Source organism: Mycolicibacterium rhodesiae, assembly GCF_002086695.1.
Classification (GTDB): domain Bacteria; phylum Actinomycetota; class Actinomycetes; order Mycobacteriales; family Mycobacteriaceae; genus Mycobacterium; species Mycobacterium rhodesiae.
In genome coordinates, this window is sequence record NZ_MVIH01000019.1 from 55,530 (window position 1) to 73,486 (window position 17,957).

The 17,957-nt window shown below is 67.4% G+C and carries 16 protein-coding genes; 6 read left to right on the forward strand and 10 right to left on the reverse strand.

From position 1 onward, the window contains the following. Positions 1 to 1,569: a glutamine-hydrolyzing GMP synthase gene (guaA, locus tag BST42_RS25370; RefSeq protein WP_083122314.1), complete on the reverse strand. Its 1,569-nt coding sequence runs from the start codon at positions 1,567 to 1,569 to the stop codon at positions 1 to 3. Between the two features lie 63 nt (positions 1,570 to 1,632). On the opposite strand from guaA, the gene BST42_RS29725 reads away from it, so the two are divergent. The 3 genes from BST42_RS29725 to BST42_RS25380 are packed head-to-tail and all read left to right on the forward strand — an operon-like array spanning position 1,633 to position 4,964. Beyond that, on the forward strand, positions 1,633 to 1,782 hold the full coding sequence (locus BST42_RS29725; RefSeq protein WP_165760928.1) for a hypothetical protein: 150 nt from the start codon (positions 1,633 to 1,635) through the stop codon (positions 1,780 to 1,782). A gap of 30 nt (positions 1,783 to 1,812) precedes the next feature. Beyond that, positions 1,813 to 2,613, forward strand: coding sequence for a beta-phosphoglucomutase family hydrolase (locus tag BST42_RS25375; RefSeq protein WP_083122317.1), 801 nt, complete (start codon positions 1,813 to 1,815; stop codon positions 2,611 to 2,613). Next, on the forward strand, positions 2,610 to 4,964 hold the full coding sequence (locus tag BST42_RS25380) for a glycoside hydrolase family 65 protein (protein WP_083122321.1): 2,355 nt from the start codon (positions 2,610 to 2,612) through the stop codon (positions 4,962 to 4,964). The genes BST42_RS25375 and BST42_RS25380 overlap by 4 nt, the downstream gene beginning before the upstream one ends. Positions 4,965 to 4,968: 4 nt before the next feature. Here the strand turns inward: BST42_RS25380 and BST42_RS25385 are convergent, their stop codons facing one another. After that, on the reverse strand, positions 4,969 to 6,705 hold the full coding sequence (locus tag BST42_RS25385; RefSeq protein WP_083122324.1) for a GMC family oxidoreductase: 1,737 nt from the start codon (positions 6,703 to 6,705) through the stop codon (positions 4,969 to 4,971). A 194-nt stretch (positions 6,706 to 6,899) separates the two neighbouring features. Between BST42_RS25385 and BST42_RS25390 the strand changes: the two genes are divergently transcribed. Continuing rightward, positions 6,900 to 7,766 (forward strand): type IV toxin-antitoxin system AbiEi family antitoxin, encoded by an 867-nt coding sequence (locus BST42_RS25390; RefSeq protein WP_435406067.1) that lies wholly within the window; start codon positions 6,900 to 6,902, stop codon positions 7,764 to 7,766. Between the two features lie 75 nt (positions 7,767 to 7,841). Here the strand turns inward: BST42_RS25390 and BST42_RS25395 are convergent, their stop codons facing one another. Then, positions 7,842 to 8,969 (reverse strand): GuaB3 family IMP dehydrogenase-related protein, encoded by a 1,128-nt coding sequence (locus tag BST42_RS25395; protein ID WP_110918779.1) that lies wholly within the window; start codon positions 8,967 to 8,969, stop codon positions 7,842 to 7,844. A gap of 19 nt (positions 8,970 to 8,988) precedes the next feature. Beyond that, the gene (gene guaB, locus BST42_RS25400; protein WP_272818750.1) at positions 8,989 to 10,578 is read right to left on the reverse strand and encodes an IMP dehydrogenase; all 1,590 of its coding nucleotides are present in this window, start codon (positions 10,576 to 10,578) and stop codon (positions 8,989 to 8,991) included. 99 nt (positions 10,579 to 10,677) lie between these two features. On the opposite strand from guaB, the gene BST42_RS25405 reads away from it, so the two are divergent. Beyond that, positions 10,678 to 11,082 (forward strand): DUF5319 domain-containing protein, encoded by a 405-nt coding sequence (locus BST42_RS25405; protein ID WP_036340680.1) that lies wholly within the window; start codon positions 10,678 to 10,680, stop codon positions 11,080 to 11,082. Between the two features lie 16 nt (positions 11,083 to 11,098). Here BST42_RS25405 and BST42_RS25410 read toward each other — a convergent pair whose 3' ends face one another. The 3 genes from BST42_RS25410 to BST42_RS25420 all read right to left on the reverse strand — a co-directional run bounded on the left by BST42_RS25410 (position 11,099) and on the right by BST42_RS25420 (position 13,871). Then, positions 11,099 to 12,403 (reverse strand): anti-sigma-D factor RsdA, encoded by a 1,305-nt coding sequence (locus BST42_RS25410; RefSeq protein ID WP_083122332.1) that lies wholly within the window; start codon positions 12,401 to 12,403, stop codon positions 11,099 to 11,101. Further along, a complete protein-coding gene (locus BST42_RS25415; RefSeq protein ID WP_083122335.1) occupies positions 12,396 to 12,974 on the reverse strand; it encodes a sigma-70 family RNA polymerase sigma factor in 579 nt (192 codons plus the stop codon). The genes BST42_RS25410 and BST42_RS25415 overlap by 8 nt, the downstream gene beginning before the upstream one ends. An 87-nt stretch (positions 12,975 to 13,061) precedes the next feature. Next, positions 13,062 to 13,871: a tetratricopeptide repeat protein gene (locus tag BST42_RS25420; RefSeq protein WP_083122338.1), complete on the reverse strand. Its 810-nt coding sequence runs from the start codon at positions 13,869 to 13,871 to the stop codon at positions 13,062 to 13,064. A gap of 377 nt (positions 13,872 to 14,248) precedes the next feature. Between BST42_RS25420 and BST42_RS25425 the strand changes: the two genes are divergently transcribed. After that, positions 14,249 to 14,539: a WhiB family transcriptional regulator gene (locus BST42_RS25425; RefSeq protein ID WP_036340684.1), complete on the forward strand. Its 291-nt coding sequence runs from the start codon at positions 14,249 to 14,251 to the stop codon at positions 14,537 to 14,539. Between the two features lie 52 nt (positions 14,540 to 14,591). Here BST42_RS25425 and BST42_RS25430 read toward each other — a convergent pair whose 3' ends face one another. The 3 genes from BST42_RS25430 to BST42_RS25440 form a co-directional block, all read right to left on the reverse strand. After that, positions 14,592 to 15,341 (reverse strand): SDR family oxidoreductase, encoded by a 750-nt coding sequence (locus tag BST42_RS25430; protein ID WP_083122342.1) that lies wholly within the window; start codon positions 15,339 to 15,341, stop codon positions 14,592 to 14,594. 61 nt (positions 15,342 to 15,402) lie between these two features. Further along, positions 15,403 to 17,040 (reverse strand): CocE/NonD family hydrolase, encoded by a 1,638-nt coding sequence (locus BST42_RS25435; RefSeq protein WP_110918772.1) that lies wholly within the window; start codon positions 17,038 to 17,040, stop codon positions 15,403 to 15,405. Position 17,041: 1 nt separating this feature from the next. Next, complete coding sequence (locus BST42_RS25440) at positions 17,042 to 17,938, reverse strand: DUF4349 domain-containing protein (protein WP_083122422.1); 897 nt, start codon at positions 17,936 to 17,938, stop codon at positions 17,042 to 17,044. Between the last annotated feature and the right edge of the window lie 19 nt (positions 17,939 to 17,957).

The following is a 17,957-nucleotide window of genomic DNA, read 5'->3' on the forward strand; positions in this document are numbered from 1 at the left end:
CTACTCCCATTCGATGGTGCCGGGCGGCTTGCTCGTCACATCGAGCACCACCCTGTTCACCTCAGGCACCTCGTTGGTGATGCGCGTCGAGATGCGCTCCAGTACCTCGTAGGGCACCCGGGTCCAGTCCGCGGTCATCGCGTCCTCGCTGGACACCGGCCGCAGCACGATCGGATGACCGTAGGTACGTCCGTCGCCCTGCACACCGACCGAGTGGACATCGGCCAGCAGCACCACCGGGCACTGCCAGATCTGGCCGTCCAGACCGGCCGACGTCAGTTCCTCGCGAGCGATCAGGTCGGCCCGGCGCAGGGTGTCCAGCCGGGACGCCGTCACCTCACCGACGATCCGGATACCCAGCCCGGGACCCGGGAAGGGTTGGCGGCCGACGATGTCCTCCGGCAGGCCGAGCTCGCGGCCCACCGCGCGCACCTCGTCCTTGAACAGCAGTCGCAACGGCTCGACGAGCTTGAACTTCAGGTCCGCAGGCAGACCGCCAACATTGTGGTGGCTCTTGATGTTTGCCGTCCCAGTTCCACCGCCGGACTCGACGACGTCGGGATACAACGTGCCCTGCACCAGGAATTCCACCGGGTGACCGTCGGAGTCGTTCTCGGCGAGCAGGTCTCGCACCGAACCCTCGAACGCGCGGATGAACTCCCGGCCGATGATCTTGCGCTTGCCCTCCGGATCGTGCACACCCGACAACGCCTGCAGGAAGCGACCTTCGGCGTCCACGGTCACCAGCCGTGCACCGGTGGCGGCCACGAAATCCCTTTGCACCTGCTCTCGTTCGCCCGAACGCAGCAGTCCGTGATCGACGAACACGCACGTCAGCCGGTCACCGATGGCGCGCTGCACCAGTGCGGCGGCCACCGCGGAATCCACCCCGCCGGACAGGCCGCAAATGGCCTTGCCGTCGCCAATCTGCTCGCGTACCTGCTCGATCAGGCTCTCGGCGATGTTGGCCGGGGTCCAGCTCGCACCGATGCCGGCGAAGTCGTGCAGGAAGCGGCTGAGCACCTGCTGGCCGTGGGGGGTGTGCATGACCTCCGGGTGGTACTGCACCCCGGCCAGCCGACGGGCCCGGTCTTCGAACGCCGCGACCGGCGCACCCGAGCTGACGGCCACCACCTCGAACCCCTCCGGCGCCGAGGTGACCGCGTCGCCGTGACTCATCCAAACCGGCTGCGAACCGGGTAGGCCTGAATGCAGTTCCCCGCCAAGCACTTCCATTTCGGTGCGGCCGTACTCACTGGTGCCGGTGTGGGCGACGGTGCCGCCGAGCGCCTGGGCCATGGCCTGGAATCCGTAGCAGATCCCGAATACCGGCACATCGAGGTCGAAGACAGCCGGATCGAGTTGCGGGGCGCCGTCGGCGTACACGCTTGCCGGTCCGCCGGAGAGCACGATGGCCTGCGGATCCTTGGCCTTGATCTCCTCGACGGTCGTGGTGTGCGGGATGACTTCGGAGAAGACCCGGGCTTCCCGGACCCGACGGGCGATCAGCTGGGCGTACTGGGCGCCGAAATCGATCACCAACACAGGACGAGGCGAGGGGGATGTCACGCATAGAGTCTAGTGCGCGCGGATCGTCCGACCCGGTCGGCAGGCGCAGGTAGCGTTCCGCTGATGAAAGCCCTGCCGGCGGCGCTGGGCGGCGCTGCGTCGGAGTCGGTACGCGGCGACCTCGCCAGGGTCGGCGCGCATGTCACCCTTCCCCCAGGTCAGGGGTCACTCTGGCCAACCGCCAGGTCGACGGGCGGCTGGTACTCGTCGTGACCCCACCTAACCGTGGCGATTGGCCCAGGAATGTTCTCGGGTAAGAACGGGAATGGACAGCGGGGGGATCGACAAAGGAGACCGCGGGTGCTGGGACTGCCAGACGAGGTACATGCTTGCTTGTTCGACCTCGACGGCGTCTTGACCGACACAGCCCGGGTGCACACCCGCGCCTGGAAGTCGATGTTCGACAGTTACCTCGAGCGACGGGCGCAACGTGCGCACACCGCGTTCGTGCCGTTCGACCCGGTGCAGGACTACCGCACCTACATCGACGGCAAGAAGCGCCAGGATGGGGTGCGCTCGTTCTTGGCGAGTCGCAACATCGATCTGCCCGACGGCGACGAGTCCGACCCGTCCACCGCCGAGACGATCAACGGACTCGGTAATCGCAAGAACGCGCTGTTCCAGCAGATCCTGCAGAAGCAGGGGGTGGAGGTGTTCGAGGGTTCGCGCCGCTACCTCGAGGCCGTGCACGCGGCGGGAATTCCCGCGGCGGTGGTGTCGTCGAGCGCCAACACCGAACAGGTCCTCCAGATCACCGGCCTGGACCGCTTGGTCCAGCAGCGGGTCGATGGAGTGACGATCCGAGACGAGAACCTGCGCGGCAAGCCCGCACCCGATTCGTTCCTGCGCGGAGCCGAACTCCTCGACGTCAAGCCGGCGAACGCGGCGGTATTCGAAGACGCCCAGGCCGGCGTCGCAGCCGGCCGGGCCGGCAACTTCGGGTTCGTTGTCGGCGTGGACCGTCTGGGACAGGCTGATGAGTTGCGACGCAACGGAGCCGACATCGTCGTCACCGACCTCGCACAGTTGCTCGACCCGAAATGATCAGCGGCGAAGCATTCCCGATCGAGCCCTGGCAGGTCCGGGAGACCCATCTGGATCTCGACCAACTGGCCCAGTCGGAGTCACTGTTCGCATTGTCGAACGGACACATCGGCTTTCGCGGCAATCTCGACGAGGGTGAACCGTTCGGGATCCCGGGGACCTATCTGAACTCGTTTTACGAGACCCGGCCGCTGCCCTACGCCGAATCCGGCTTCGGCTACCCCGAGGACGGCCAGACGATCGTCGACGTCACCAACGGCAAGATCCTGCGACTCCTGGTCGACGACGAGCCTCTCGACGTGCGGTACGGCGACCTCGACGAGCATGAACGAATCCTCGATCTGCGTGCGGGAACGCTGACTCGTCGCGTGCTCTGGCGTTCACCGGCAGGCAAGCAGATCAGAATCGTATCGACGCGACTGGTGTCCCTGGTCCAGCGCTCGGTGGCGGCGATCGAGTACGTGGTCGAGGCGGTCGACGAATTCACCCGTGTCACTGTGCAATCCGAGCTGGTGGCCAATGAGGACCAACCGGAACAATCCGGTGATCCGCGGGTGTCGGCGGTGTTGAAGCATCCGTTGGAGGCGATTCAGCACGAGGTCACCGAAGAGGGTTCGCTGCTGGTGCACCGCACCAAGGCCAGCAAGTTGATGATGGCTGCCGCGATGGATCATCTGGTCGAAGTGCCCGGCCGGGTGGAGATCGACTCCATCGCGCACCAGGACATCGCACGCACCACCGTGATCTGCGGGCTTCGCCCTGGCCAGAAGCTGCGGATCGTGAAGTTCCTGGCCTACGGCTGGTCGAGCCTGCGATCTCGGCCCGCGCTGCGCGACCAGGTGGCCGGCGCACTGGCCGGGGCGCGCTACACCGGCTGGGAGGGCCTGGTGCAGACGCAGCGGGACTATCTCGACGAGTTCTGGGACTGCGCCGACGTCGAAGTCGAGGGTGATCCGGATGTTCAGCAGGCGGTGCGGTTCGGCCTGTTCCACGTGATCCAGGCCAGCGCCCGCGCCGAGCGCCGGGCGATCCCCGGCAAGGGCCTGACCGGACCGGGCTACGACGGCCACGCGTTCTGGGACACAGAGGGTTTCGTGCTCCCTGTGCTGACCTACACCAAACCCGAGGCCGCCGCCGACGCGTTGCGCTGGCGTTCCTCGATCCTCGGCCTGGCCAAGAAACGTGCTGAGCAGCTCGAACTCCAGGGTGCGGCGTTCCCGTGGCGGACGATCCGCGGCGAGGAGTGTTCGGCCTACTGGCCGGCGGGCACCGCGGCGTGGCACGTCAACGCAGACATCGCCATGGCGTTCGAACGGTATCGGACGGTCACTGGGGATCACTCACTCGAAAAGGATTGCGGACTGGCGGTTCTCGTCGAGACCGCCCGGTTGTGGATGTCGCTGGGACATCACGACCGCGACGGCGTCTGGCACCTCGACGGCGTCACCGGTCCCGATGAGTACACCGCGGTGGTGCGCGACAACGTGTTCACCAATCTCATGGCCGCACATAACCTTCGGACAGCCGCCGACGCCTGCAATCGCAACGCCGAAACCGCATACGAAATGGGCGTCAGCACCGAGGAGACGGCAGCGTGGCGAAATGCCGCCGACAGTGCCCACATCCCGTACGACGACGACCTGGGCGTACACCAGCAATGCGAAGGTTTCACCCGGCTGCGGGAATGGGACTTCACCGACAACACCGTCTACCCGCTGCTGCTGCATCAACCGTATGTGCGGCTCTACCCCTCCCAGGTGATCAAGCAGGCCGACCTGGTGCTGGCCATGCAGTGGCAGAGCCATGCGTTCACCGATGCCCAAAAGGCCCGCAACGTCGACTATTACGAGCGGCGAACCGTGCGCGACTCGTCACTGTCGGCCTGCACCCAGGCCGTCATGTGCGCCGATGTCGGCCACCTGGAACTGGCCCACGACTACACCCAGGAAGCGGCCCTGATCGATCTTCGGGATCTGCACCGCAACACCCGCGACGGTCTGCACATGGCCTCACTGGCCGGAACCTGGACGGCACTGGTCGCCGGATTCGGCGGACTTCGCGATGACGAACACATCCTGTCGCTGGATCCCGCGCTGCCCGAGGAGATCTCCCGGCTGAAGTTCGGGTTGCACTGGCGAAAGTATCGGCTCACCGCCGACGTCAGCCACGGCGAAGTCACCTACACGCTGCGGGACGGGCCCGACGGTCAGCTCACCATCCGGCACGCCGGCGAGGAACTGACGTTGACCACCCGCAACACCACCACGGTGCCGCTGCGGACCCGGCGCGCTCTGCTTCCCACTCCTGAGCAGCCGCCGGGCCGGGCGCCGCGCAGGCACATCATGCAGTGAGCCGCTAGGCCCCGGTGTTGATCGGCTCGATCGGCAGGTTGCGCAGACCGCCGGGGGCGTGGGTCGGCACCACCGGATTCTTGGGCGCGATCGGCGCGAGGCGCCGGTAGGGCTGTCCCTGCGCGGGGCGCAGGTCCTCTTCACCCTTGTTGGGCCACAACGACGTTGCCCGCTCGGCCTGAGCAGTGATGGACAGCGACGGGTTGACACCGAGGTTGGCCGACACCGAGGCGCCGTCCATGACATGCAGTGTCGGGTAGTTGTACACCCGCTGATAGGGGTCGATGACACCATTCTCGGGGCTCTCGCTGATTGCCGCACCGCCGAGGAAGTGTGCGGTCAGCGGGATGTTGAACAACTCACCCCAAGTGCCGCCGGCCACGCCGTCGATCTTCTCCGCGACACGGCGGGTCACCTTGTTGCCCACCGGAATCCAGGTCGGGTTCGGCTCGCCGTGACCCTGCTTGCTGGTCATCCGCCGTCTGCCGAACGCACCGCGCTTGGTGTAGGTGGTGATCGAGTTGTCGAGGTGCTGCATGACCAAGGAGATCATGGTGCGCTCGCTCCAGCGGCGCGGGCTGAGCATCCGGATCATGCCCTTCGGGTCCTCGCCGGCGTTGTTGAGCAATTGCTTCCAGCGCGGCACGTCGCTGCCCTCGGGTCCCGGACCGTCGGTCATCAACGTCTGCAGCAGACCCATCGCGTTGGAGCCCTTGCCGTACCGGCACGGCTCGACGTGGGTGTCCGGACTGGGGTGGATCGACGACGTGATCGCCACCCCGTGGGTGAGGTCGAGATCGGGCCGGGCCTCCAGACGTCCTGCGCCGACGATCGATTCGGAATTGGTCCGGGTCAGCACCCCGAGCTTGTCCGAGAGCTTGGGCAGCGCGCCGGTGTCGCGCATCTTGAACAACAATTTCTGGGTGCCCCAGGTGCCTGCAGCCAGGATGACCTGGTTGGCAGTGAACGTCCGGCGGTCCTTGCGGGCCACCCGCCCGGTGCGCACGGTGTTGATCTCCCAGACACCGTCGGGGCGCTGCGCGAACCCGGTGACAGTGGTCATCGGGAAGACTTGGGCGCCAGCCCTTTCCGCCAAACCGAGGTAATTCTTCACCAGGGTGTTCTTGGCGCCGTGGCGGCAGCCGGTCATGCATTCGCCGCATTCGATACACCCGGTGCGGGCCGGGCCGACACCACCGAAGTACGGGTCGGGCACGGTCTTGCCCGGGGTCTTCTCACCGTCGACCCCGAAGAACACCCCGACCGGGGTGGGCGTGAACGTGTCGCCGACTCCCATCTCGTCGGCCACTTCCTTCATGATGCGGTCGGCGTCGGTGAAGGTCGGGTTCTTGACGACGCCCAGCATCCGCTGCGCCTGGTCGTAGTGCGGCATCAGCTCAGCGCGCCAGTCGGTGATGTTCTTCCACTGCGGGTCGTTGAAGAACGGGTCCGGCGGCACGTACAAGGTGTTGGCGTAGTTCAGCGATCCGCCGCCGACGCCCGCGCCGGCCAGGATCATCACGTTGCGCAACAGGTGGATGCGCTGGATGCCGTAGCAGCCCAGCCGCGGCGCCCACAGGAATTCCCGCAGTCGCCAGGAGGTCTTGGCGAACTCGTGGTCGGCGTAGCGGCGGCCCGCTTCCAGAACGCCGACCTTGTAGCCCTTCTCGGTGAGGCGCAGCGCGCTGACGCTGCCGCCAAAACCCGAGCCGATGATGAGAATGTCGAAATCCGGCGCCATACAAACCAGTATGAACTTACCGGCGGGTAACAAGCTAGCGAGGTGCGCCTAAGTCAGCGAACAGACACAAACTCGGGCGATTTCGAGGCGAGATGCCCGAGTTTGTGTCTGCTCGCGCGCAAAAGGGGTGGCTATCCCCAGGCTGACGAACGCGTGACTGCCTCAGCTGCGCTTCGCGCGCCACGATGCCGACCATGCCCGACGTGCGTCAAATGTTTGCACCTGCCAGCCTTGCCACCACGGCGCAGTTGCTTAGCGCGATGAGCAGGCAGCAACTCGACACGCAGATACAGCAGGGCAAGCTCATCCGCGTGTGGTCAGGCGTCTATGCGACCCGCAAACCGACGACCAGGGACCGGCTCGCCGCCCTGGATCTCCTGATGAGGCACGAGGCCGTCGCATGTCTGGGCACCGCTGCCGCTCTGTACGGCTTCGATACGGAAGCGACGACCGCGGTGCACATATTTGACGACGGCACCAGGATGCGTCCAACCGTCGGCCTCATGGTGCATCAGCGCACCGGAGCACCCATCCGGCGGGTCGCGGGCCGGCTGGCAACCACGCCGGCATGGACAGCTGTCGAGGTCGCGAGGCAGCTGTCACGGCCGCGCGCTTTGGCGACGCTTGACGCAGCCTTGCATTCGTCGTGGTGCACCCCGACCGAACTGGCTCGCGTCGTAGATGAACAACGAGGCCGGCGCGGAATCGTGCAGGTACGCGAGCTTCTTGAACTCGCCGACGGCCGAGCCGAGTCGGCGATGGAAAGCGAAGCGCGCTTGGTGATGCTTGACCACGGATTGCCTGCGCCGGCACTGCAGTACGAGATCGAGGGCCGCGGTAGCCAACGCTGGCGGGTCGACTTCGCGTGGCCGGATGCACGGGTAGCGGCCGAATACGACAGCGTTGAATGGCATGCGGGGCGTGATGAAATGCTCAGAGACAGAGCGCGATTCGCTGGGATTCAGGAACTCGGTTGGGTCATGATCCCGATCGTCAGTGACGACGTTCGCAAGCGACCTGCCCGGCTCGCCAATCGCATTGCATTCCACCTCGGCGCGTAACCGCCAGCAGACACAAACTCGGGCGATTACCCGGGAGAAAGTACGAGTTTGTGTCTGCTCGCGGAAGAACGAAACTCAGCGGCCGACGGTCAGGCCGACCTTCTGGAACTCCTTCAGATCGCAATACCCGGCCTTGGCCATCGACCGGCGCAGGCCGCCGACCAGGTTGAGCGAACCGAACGGGTCGTCGGAGGGCCCGTTGAGCACGCGGTCCAGCGACGGCCGGTCCCCGGCAGCGATCTGCAGCAGTGCGCCGCGCGGCAGCGACGGGTGCGCCGCGGCCACCGGCCAGAACCAGCCGTCGCCCAGTGCCTCGGCGGATTCGGCCAGCGGGGTGCCGAGCACGACGGCGTCGGCGCCGCAGGCGATGGCTTTGGCGAGGTCGCCGGAGGTGTGGATGTCACCGTCGGCCAGCACGTGGACGTAGCGGCCGCCGGTCTCGTCGAGGTACTCCCGCCGAGCCGCGGCCGCGTCGGCGATGGCCGTCGCCATCGGCACGCTGATGCCCAGCACCTCGTCGCTGGTGGTCACCCCGAACGTCGAGCCGTACCCGACGATCACGCCTGCCGCGCCGGTGCGCATCAGGTGCAGCGCGGTGCGGTGATCCAGGACACCGCCGGCGACGACGGGGACGTCGAGCTCGGAGATAAAGGTCTTCAGGTTCAGCGGTTCACCATCGGAGGCCACCCGCTCGGCGGAAATGATCGTCCCCTGGATGACCAGGAGGTCGATGCCGGCCTGCACCAGTGCGGGCGTCAGCGCCTGCGCGTTCTGCGGGCTCACCCGGACGGCGGTGGTGACGCCTGCGTCGCGGATGCGGGATACCGCGGCACCGAGCAGCTCGGGATCCAGCGGCGCGGCGTGCAGTTGTTGGAGCAAGCGGATCGCCGCGGACGGCTCGGGCTCCTTGTCGGCAGCCTCGATGACCTCTCTGATCTTGGACTCGACGTCGGCGTGGCGGCCGATCAGTCCTTCACCGTTGAGCACACCGAGGCCACCGAGGCGGCCGAGTTCGATGGCGAATTCCACCGACACCAGGGCGTCGGTCGGATGAGCCACGACGGGGATCTCGAACCGGTAGGCATCGAGCTGCCACGCCGTGGAGACGTCCTTCGACGACCGGGTCCGCCGGGACGGAACGATGTTGATCTCGTCGAGTTCGTAGGTGCGGCGGGCGGTTCTGCCCATGCCGATTTCAACCATGTCGCGCACAGCTTGACCCCTAGCGGGCGTAGTAGTTGGGGGCTTCGACCGTCATCGTGACGTCGTGCGGGTGGCTCTCCTTGAGACCCGCAGCGGTGATCCGGACGAACTGCGCATGCTGCAGCCCCTCGATGCCGGACGCGCCCGTGTAGCCCATCGCGGCGCGCAGGCCGCCGGTGAGCTGGTGGATGACGGTGGCCAGCGGACCGCGGAACGGCACCCGGCCCTCGATGCCTTCGGGCACCAGCTTGTCCTCGCTCAAGACGTCGTCCTGGAAGTAGCGGTCTTTGGAGTAGCTCCGCCCGGTCGATCCAGCAGCGCCCCGACCCTGCATGGCGCCCAGCGAGCCCATGCCGCGGTAGCTCTTGAACTGCTTGCCGTTGACGAAGATCAGATCGCCGGGGGCCTCGGCGGTGCCGGCCAGCAGGGAGCCGAGCATCGCCGTCGACGCGCCCGCGGCCAGCGCTTTGGCGATGTCACCCGAATACTGCAGACCACCGTCGGCGATCACCGGCACACCGGCCGGCCTGCACACCGCGGTGGCCTCAAGGATCGCCGTGATTTGTGGCGCTCCGACGCCGGCCACCACCCGGGTGGTGCAGATCGATCCGGGGCCGACACCGACCTTGACCGCGTCGGCGCCGGCCTCGACCAGCGCCGCGGCACCGCTGCGGGTGGCGACGTTGCCGCCGACGATCTCGACCCGATGGCCCACCTCGGCCTTGAGCTTGCCGACGGTGTCGAGCACCCGGCGGTTGTGGGCGTGCGCGGTGTCGACGATCAGCACGTCCACCCCGGCGTCGACCAGGGCCATCGCCCGGTCCCACGCGTCGTCACCGACGCCGACGGCCGCACCGACCAGCAGCCGACCGTCGCTGTCCTTGGTGGCCAGCGGGTGCTGCTCGGTCTTGACGAAGTCCTTGACGGTGATCAGCCCGGTGAGCCGGCCGTGCCCGTCGACGATCGGCAGCTTCTCAATCTTGTTGCGCCGCAACAAACCCAGTGCGGCGTCGGCGGTCACGCCCTCCTGGGCGGTGATCAGCGGGGCCTTGGTCATCACCTCGGCGACCGGCTTGTTCATGTCGACTTCGAAGCGCATGTCGCGGTTGGTGATGATGCCGACAAGTGAGCCCTTCGAGTCGACGACCGGCAGACCCGAGATCCGGAACCGGGCGCACATCGCGTCGACTTCGGCCAGCGTGTTGTCCGGCGAGCAGGTCACCGGGTCGGTCACCATGCCGGCCTCGGACCGCTTGACCATCTCCACCTGTCCGGCCTGCTCGGTGATGGACAGATTGCGGTGCAGCACGCCCATGCCACCCTGGCGGGCCATCGCGATCGCCATCCGGGCCTCGGTCACGGTGTCCATCGCGGAGCTGACCAGCGGCACCTTGAGCCGGATCTTCTTCGTCAGCTGGCTCGACGTGTCGGCGGTGGCCGGCACCACGTCGGAGGCGGCGGGCAGCAGCAGCACATCGTCGAACGTCAGCCCCAGCATCGCAATCTTGTTGGGGTCGTCGCCGCCGGTGGGAACCGATTCCCCCAGCAGCGCATTCAGATGCGCGGTCAAGCCGTCGATGCGGCCGGTGCTGCCTTCGGCAATGGTCATCGGTGAGGCCCCCATCAGTGGCGGAATGTGGACACCATCCTATCGGCTCACGGTCGCGTTCCCTGGCGCGATACCCGCCGCGTTACGTAGTGTGGAGCCGTGCGCGACCACCTCCCACCAGGCCTGCCACCAGATCCGTTCGCCGACGACCCCGCCGACCCGTCGGCCGCTTTGGATGCGCTGGAGCCAGGCCAACCCCTGGACCCGCAGGAGCGCGCCGCGGTCGAGGCCGATCTGGCAGACCTGGCGGTCTACGAGGCCCTGCTGGCGCACCGCGGCATCCGCGGTCTGGTCGTCTGCTGTGACGAATGTCAGCAAGACCACTACCACGACTGGGATATGTTGCGCGCCAACCTACTTCAGTTGTTGGTCGACGGGACCGTCCGTCCGCACGAGCCCGCATACGATCCCGAGCCCGATGCTTACGTCACGTGGGACTACTGCCGCGGATATGCCGACGCCTCACTCAACGAAGCGACATCGGACTACGACGGCTTCCGCTGAGCGCGAAACCTCTGATCTAGCCGCCGAAGCTGGGCAGCTTCGGCAATTGCGGTAGGGCGGGCGCCTGCGGCATCGGGAACATCATCGTGGTGGTCATCACACCACCCGGTGACTGCATCCGCGGGGTCTGGATGACCGTCGACGGTATCGACGCAATCGTCTGAGGCACCGTCGCAGTCGCCGTCGCGGTCGCCGCTGCTGACGGCGCCACCGACGCCGAGGACTGCTCCACGACAGCCGACGACGTCGCCGCCGCGGCCGGGGACTGCGGTGCCGACGGGGTCGTCGTCGCCGGAGCCGGCGACTGGGCCGCCGAGCTGGGGCTGGACGTCGTACCGGCCAACGTGGTGGTGGTTGTGGTCGTCGTTGGCAATTTGGTCGTGGTCGTCGTCGCGCTCGTCGGCGTGGTCGGCTCCGTCGTCGCCGTCGGCTGCGTGGTCGTCGGCTGCGTCGTCGTGGTCGGTGCGACGGTCGTCGTCGACGGGGCCGTCGTGGTGGTCGACGGATCGGTCTGGTCCACCGACGAAGTCGGCGTCTGCGACGTCGACGGGCCGAAGGTGCCGGTCCCGTCGGGCGTCGTCGAGATCGTGATCGACGGCAGACCCGGGACGCTGGTCGGCGGCACCTCGGGCCCGTCGGTCGGGGTGATCACCGCCGGGACGAGCTCAGTGGCCGACGGCGGAACCGTGTAGGTGATGCCGGGTGGCACGGTGGCCTCCGGATCCTTCTGCACGACTTTCGCCGACAACTGGTTCCACTGCTCGAGGACCTGCTGCTTCTCCGGCTGGTCGGCCACTGCGCTCACCTGGCTGTTGACCTCGACCAGCTTGGCCTGCGCCTGCTGCCAGTCGCCCTGGGCGACCAACTGCTGTACCTGCTGGAGCTGCTCCTTGGCCGACGCCAGGGCAACCTGGTCGTCGCGTACCTGGGTGGGGGCACCGAACAGCCACGAGCGCAGTCCGTACAGCGCGTCACCGGGTCCGGCACCGGCCACGACCGCGCCGAAACCGCCAAGGGCCAGCACACCGGCAGCCGCGGCGCCGACGATGCTCAAACCGCGCCGGCTGCGTCCGCTGCTCTGCTTTTCCGCCAGCCCGGCGCGCAGGGCGGTGACGGCGTCACGCTCGGTGATCAACCCGGTTGCCGGCGGCCAGCGCATCTCGTCGCGCCACCCGCCCAGCAGGTCGGCCAGCTCGGCGTCGGCCCGATCCTGGGGCGCCACCGGGTGCCCGGTGGCCAGGGCCTCGATGAAGCGCTCGCTGGCAAGGATCGCGTCGAGCGACGGATCGTCCTTGCGGGAATTGCGTCCGAAGTCAGGCATAGCCGTTACCCGCTGCCGTGATCTCGGTCTTGAGCTTGGCCAGCGCGCGGTGCTGGGCGACCCGCACCGCTCCGGGGGTGCTGCCGACGGCGTCGGCCGTCTCTTCGGCGGACAACCCCACCACGATGCGCAGCATGAGGATCTCGCGCTGCTTCTCGGGCAGGATCTCCAGCAACTTGGTCATCCGCGCGGCGGAGTCCGACTGCATCGCCATCTGCTCGGGCCCAGCGTCGAGCGAGAGCCGCTCCGGCACCACATCCGTGGGATCGGAACGGTTGCGGGCCGCGGCGCGATGCGCGTCGGCGACCTTGTGGGCAGCGATGCCGTACACGAAGGCCAGGAAGGGGCGACCCTGATCCTGGTAGCGCGGCAGCGCCTGGATGGCGGCCAAGCAAACCTCCTGAGCGACGTCGTCGGCGGAGAGACCGACCCGCTCCGTGGCCCCGAGGCGAGCCCGGACATAACGGACCACGATGGGGCGGATGGTCTCCACAACTTCCCGGAGGGCATCCCGGCTGCCGGCCACTGCCTCAGCAACGGCGGCGTCGAGACGTTCTCCTGGAATTGTCATCGACGGCGATATCTCCAACGTTACGTACGGGACGCTTCCCGGCAGCCATTCAGCTAGACAATATCGGCCCGGTCGGTCGATCGGGCGTTAGCCGGGGCTCCATCGGCCGCCGCGCCGCGTGATAAGGCCAGCACAGTCGTCTCGGATGGCCGAGACCTGCTGTGACGTAAGCGATGCACTACCGATATCGATCAGCAGACACGCCAGCGCCCAGCGCAGCGGAACCAGACCGTAGGCCTCGGTGTCGCGCAACGCGGCATCGGCCACCGCACGAGCGGGCTCGAGCGCCCCGGCACAACAGAGCGCCGCGGCGAGCACGACGTCGCTTTTGACCCGGTGCCGTCGCAAGGCGGGCGACGCCTGCTCGGCAATCTCGATCCCGCGTCGCGCGTGCGTCACGGCCTCCTCGCCACGTCCACCGGCCATCGCCAGTTCGGCGCGCACCCACTCCAGGCGGATGGCCAGCCGCGGCACACCGGACCCGTGCGTCAGCTCGCCGGCCCGCTGGAGTAGTCGCGCCGAGGCCGCGAGCCGACCAACTCCGAGAGCATCGGCGGCCAACCCGACGACCGCGTCAGCATGGGCCTGCACGCTCAGCGGATGATCACCGCACGTCTGCGCCAGTGCCAGCGCGCGGCCATCCCAGCCGGCCGCGGACCGGTGCCCCCCGAGCTGACGCAGCAACGATGCCTCGGTACTCAACGACAGGGCGAGGAACGCTCCGGCGGGTTCGCGGCGGCGCAGCACGGCAAGGTCCGCCCGGGCACTGCTGTAGCGGCCCTGGCCGGCGGCAGCGACGGCCCGATGCCAGAGCTGTTCCGGCGTGTGCGCGGTGGGCAGTGGCCAGCAGCCGGGGTGGTCGCCGAAGGCGGCGGCGGTCAGTACGGAGGCGTCCATCTGACCCGGCACGCTATCAACCGAGCACGGAAAGATCTCAGTTAACAGTTCATGGTCGTTGTGTTACGGCCGTGTTTACTACCTATTGAGCACCCGGAATTCAGGTGCCGACGCGGAGGGCGCCGTACTGCGCAAATCACGAAACCATCACGATCGACCTGCCGTGGTTAGCACGCCACCCGGCGGCGGTGGGTCGCAATGATGAACGTGATGTAAATTCTCGAGCTGCGATTATGTGATTGCGCACATGGCACGGCTATTGACGCGCTTTGCGAAGCGACCCTAATTTGTGAGCACGAGTAGTCACCGGCGACAGTGCTCAGATCGGTTCCACAACTCACGCACATTGAAAGATGTGCGGAGAGAGGGGTTTTCCAATGCCACAGCCGCAGCAGCTACCTGGCCCGAACGCAGACATCTGGGATTGGCAGATGCAAGGCGTCTGCCGAGGTGTCGATTCGTCGATGTTCTTCCACCCCGACGGCGAGCGCGGCCGCGCCCGCGCCCAGCGCGAGATGCGCGCCAAGGAAATGTGCCGGAGTTGCCCGGTGATTGCCCAATGCCGGTCACATGCTTTGGCCGTCGCCGAGCCGTATGGCATCTGGGGCGGATTGAGCGAAGCGGAACGCGAATTGTTGCTCAAGCGCGGAATTCGCCGGACCGCCTGACTTCGTAGCAAACATGTGAAGAGGCCCAACCCGTACGGGGTGGGCCTCTTTCTCACTGAGCGCCGGCTGCCAGCCACTGTTCGAACGTCGTGGGAGCGATCCGCGCACCGTCGCCAGGCAGAAGGACATTGCCCGCGAACTCGACTCCCTGCGGTCCGTCCCACGTCGGCACCAACTTCACCGACTTGCCTTGCACGGCGTGCGTCCGACGCGCCATGTCGACCAGGTCCTGGGTGTCGGGGCCGGCCACATCGACGTATCTGCCCTGCGGCGCGCCGACCGCGATCTCGGCCAGTACGTCGGCGATGTCGTCCGGTGCGATCGGCTGCACCAGCAAAGGTGGGATGAGCGCGACGCCGTCCTGCTCGCCCCAGCCGGCGACCATGGCCGCGAAGTCGTGGAACTGCGTGGCCGGGACGATTGTCCACGGCACAGGACCTGCCTCGATGAGGCTTTCCTGCACCACTTTGCCCACGTGGTGGGCGGTTCCGGCGTCGAGCCGGTGAATACCGACGATCGACAGCAGAACGTGATGGCGGACGCCGGCGCGTTGCTCACCTGCGAGCAGGTTTGTCGTCGTCGTTGCGAAGTACTCACGGGTCTCGTCCACGCCCATCGGCGGCGCGCTGATGGCGTCGACCACCGCGTCGACGCCCGCGAGCGCCGTATCCAAGCCGTCCCCGGTGATGAGGTCGACAGCGTCGGACCGGCTGATCCGGACGACGTCGTGCCCGTCGCGCTCGAGGGCCGCGACTGTCCGAGCGCCGATGTTGCCGGTTGCGCCTGCTACCGCGATACGCATGGAAGACCTCCTGGGGGTGTCGTGGGTTCCTAAAGGTCGCAACGCCGAGGCGACAACAATGTCATCCGGGGATGACAGGAATCGTCAGCGCGGAGGCGCCCGGTCCCCAGTGCACGACCGCACTCCCCCGTCGGCTCGGTGTGTACCGCGCGGGAAGATGGCCGAACAGAGGGTTGAACGGTTCGAGATAGCGTCCCGAGATCAGCAACCGCATTTCGTCGCCGGCCCGAAACAACGTCGACGAGGCGCTCAGCGGGATGTCGGCGTCGACAACCTCGCCCGGTCGCAGCGGCTCGAGCTTGTCCAGGGAATGTCGCAGCGCCAGCCGCAGCCGACCGTCGGCGATCCGGTCCCGGCCGTAGCCGTAGGACCCCTCGAACGGCACGTACCGCCCGTCGCTCCACTTTTCGACCCCGACGAACAGGTGCGCGTCGTCGGCGCCGTCCAGCGAGATCCGCAGCCGCAGGGTCATCGGGCCGGTGAGCTCGACATCGCGGTCGAAGCGGTGCGAGAACGCGATCGCTTGTCGACGCAACCGAAACGTCGCGGCGCCCGTGACTTTCGGCGCCAACTCGAGCAACGCACCATCGTCACCGAGATGCAGTGTGGTCCAGCGTGTGCGGGCTAATGGCCACTCGTTCTCGGCGCGCACCGCCACCACGGCGTCGCGGCGTTCGCGGATTTCCAGACGCACCCGTGGCAGCGCGGGTATGTCGAGGCCGCGCAGGTGGCGGTCGAAGAACGCCGTCTGCGCACGCTGAGCCTCATCGCTGTAGAAGACGGCCCACTTGCCGCCGCGGTGCGTGTACGCGCTGCGTTCGGCCGAGCCCGCCCGTTCGATCAACCGCCAGGAGCCCTGGCTGTGCAGATTGTGATCGGAGAAGCTGGCGCAGGCCAGGATCGGCACCTCGATGCGCGCGAGGTCGGGCGTGATGGACTGCCACCACGCGTCGCGCAGCGGATGCCGGCGCCGCTGATCGCCGATATCGACCGACAGGCGGGCGACCCGGCGCGTCAGGGTCTGCCAGATCACCGAGAAACCCCGCTCGGGCACTCCGCCCGGTGTCATGAAGTCACGGTAGGCGTCGGTGAACCCCTCCCAGGGGCAGATCGCCGCGAGGTGCGGTGGATGCAGTGCTGCTGATTTGTATTGCGAGAGAGCCAGATACGACACGCCGAGCATTCCGACCCGTCCGTTGGACCAGGGCTGCGTTCCGGCCCACTCGATCAGGTCATAGGTGTCGCGGGCTTCGTCGTCGGACAGCAGCGTACCGGTCCCATCCGAAGTGCCCGCACCCCGCGCATCGGCGTTGATCACGACGTAGCCCCGCGCGACCCATGCCACCGGGTCTGGTGCCTCCCAACCGGTTTCGCTCGAGATCTGAAAGGGCGACGGCTGATTCATGATCCGGAATTGGAAGTTGAGTCGCCATCCTCGCCGAGTTCGGCGCGGCAGGGCATCCTTGCCGTAGGGGTGCACCGAGAGGATGACCGGGAAGGGGCCCTGCCCGGGTGGACGATAGACGTTGACGCGCAACGTGATTCCGTCGCGCATCCGGACGGCCACGTCGTGGTCCTTCAGAAGGTCGTCAGGCGCAGGCACGACGGTCACCGGAGGATGCAGAAAGGTCCGGATCCGGCGGCGGGCGTAGGCCGCTGCGCCGGGCCGTCGCCAGGGCCGGTCGTATCGGGGCGCCATGTCAGCTGGGCGGGGCCTCGTCCTCATCGGAAGCGCCGACCGTGGCAGGTTGCGGGGGCTGCACGGGTTGCGGCGCCGCCGGGCGAGCCCTGGTGAGGCGCACGATGAGGTAGACAATCGCACCGGCGACCGCCAGCACCGCCAGCCAGGGCAGCAGCAGACCGAACAGCAGCACGAGGTTGCCGGCGACGGAAACCATCGTGTCCCAACCACGTTCGACCTGACCGAAGAAACCCCGGTACTCGGTGGGCGCAGGCCCGCCGATCTCCTGGGCGATGAAGGTGACGTCGACGGTGCTGTAGTCGATCTGATCGCCGAGCGCCTGTCGCTGGGCCCGCAGGCTGTCGAGGTCGGCCTGGCGTTCCGACAGTGCGCTTTCGGCTTTGATCAGTGCGTCAGGGTCCTTGGCGTCGCGCATGATGCCGAGCAGCCGGTCGACCGATGTCTGCAGTGCCGTGATCCGGGCATCAAGGTCGACGCGCTGAGCGGTGACGTCGTCGGCGCTGACCTGGACGTGCTCGACGGTGCCCAGCGTCTTGAGTTCCCGCAGGGTCTCGTCGAGCTTGGCGGCCGGGACCCGCAGGACGACCGTGGAGCGAGCTCGTCCGGTACCGGATCCCGCGTCCTCGGAGCGGCTGTCGACGCGGCCCTTCGCGTTCTCGACGATGACCGCCGCTTTGTCTGCGGCCTCCGCCGGATGGGCCACCGAGATCGACATCGACGCCGTTTTGACCACATCCCGCTTGGCCATTGGGGGTTGCCCCGGCGCGTCCTGCGGCATCGGCGCGCCGGCGCCCTCGGCCGAACTGACCGACGGCGCGGGCGCGGTCGGCGGGCGAGAACTGGTCCCGGCGCACGCCGTCAGCGGGCTCAGCGCGGTAATACCCGCGACGGCCAGCACCGCCACCCGAACATTC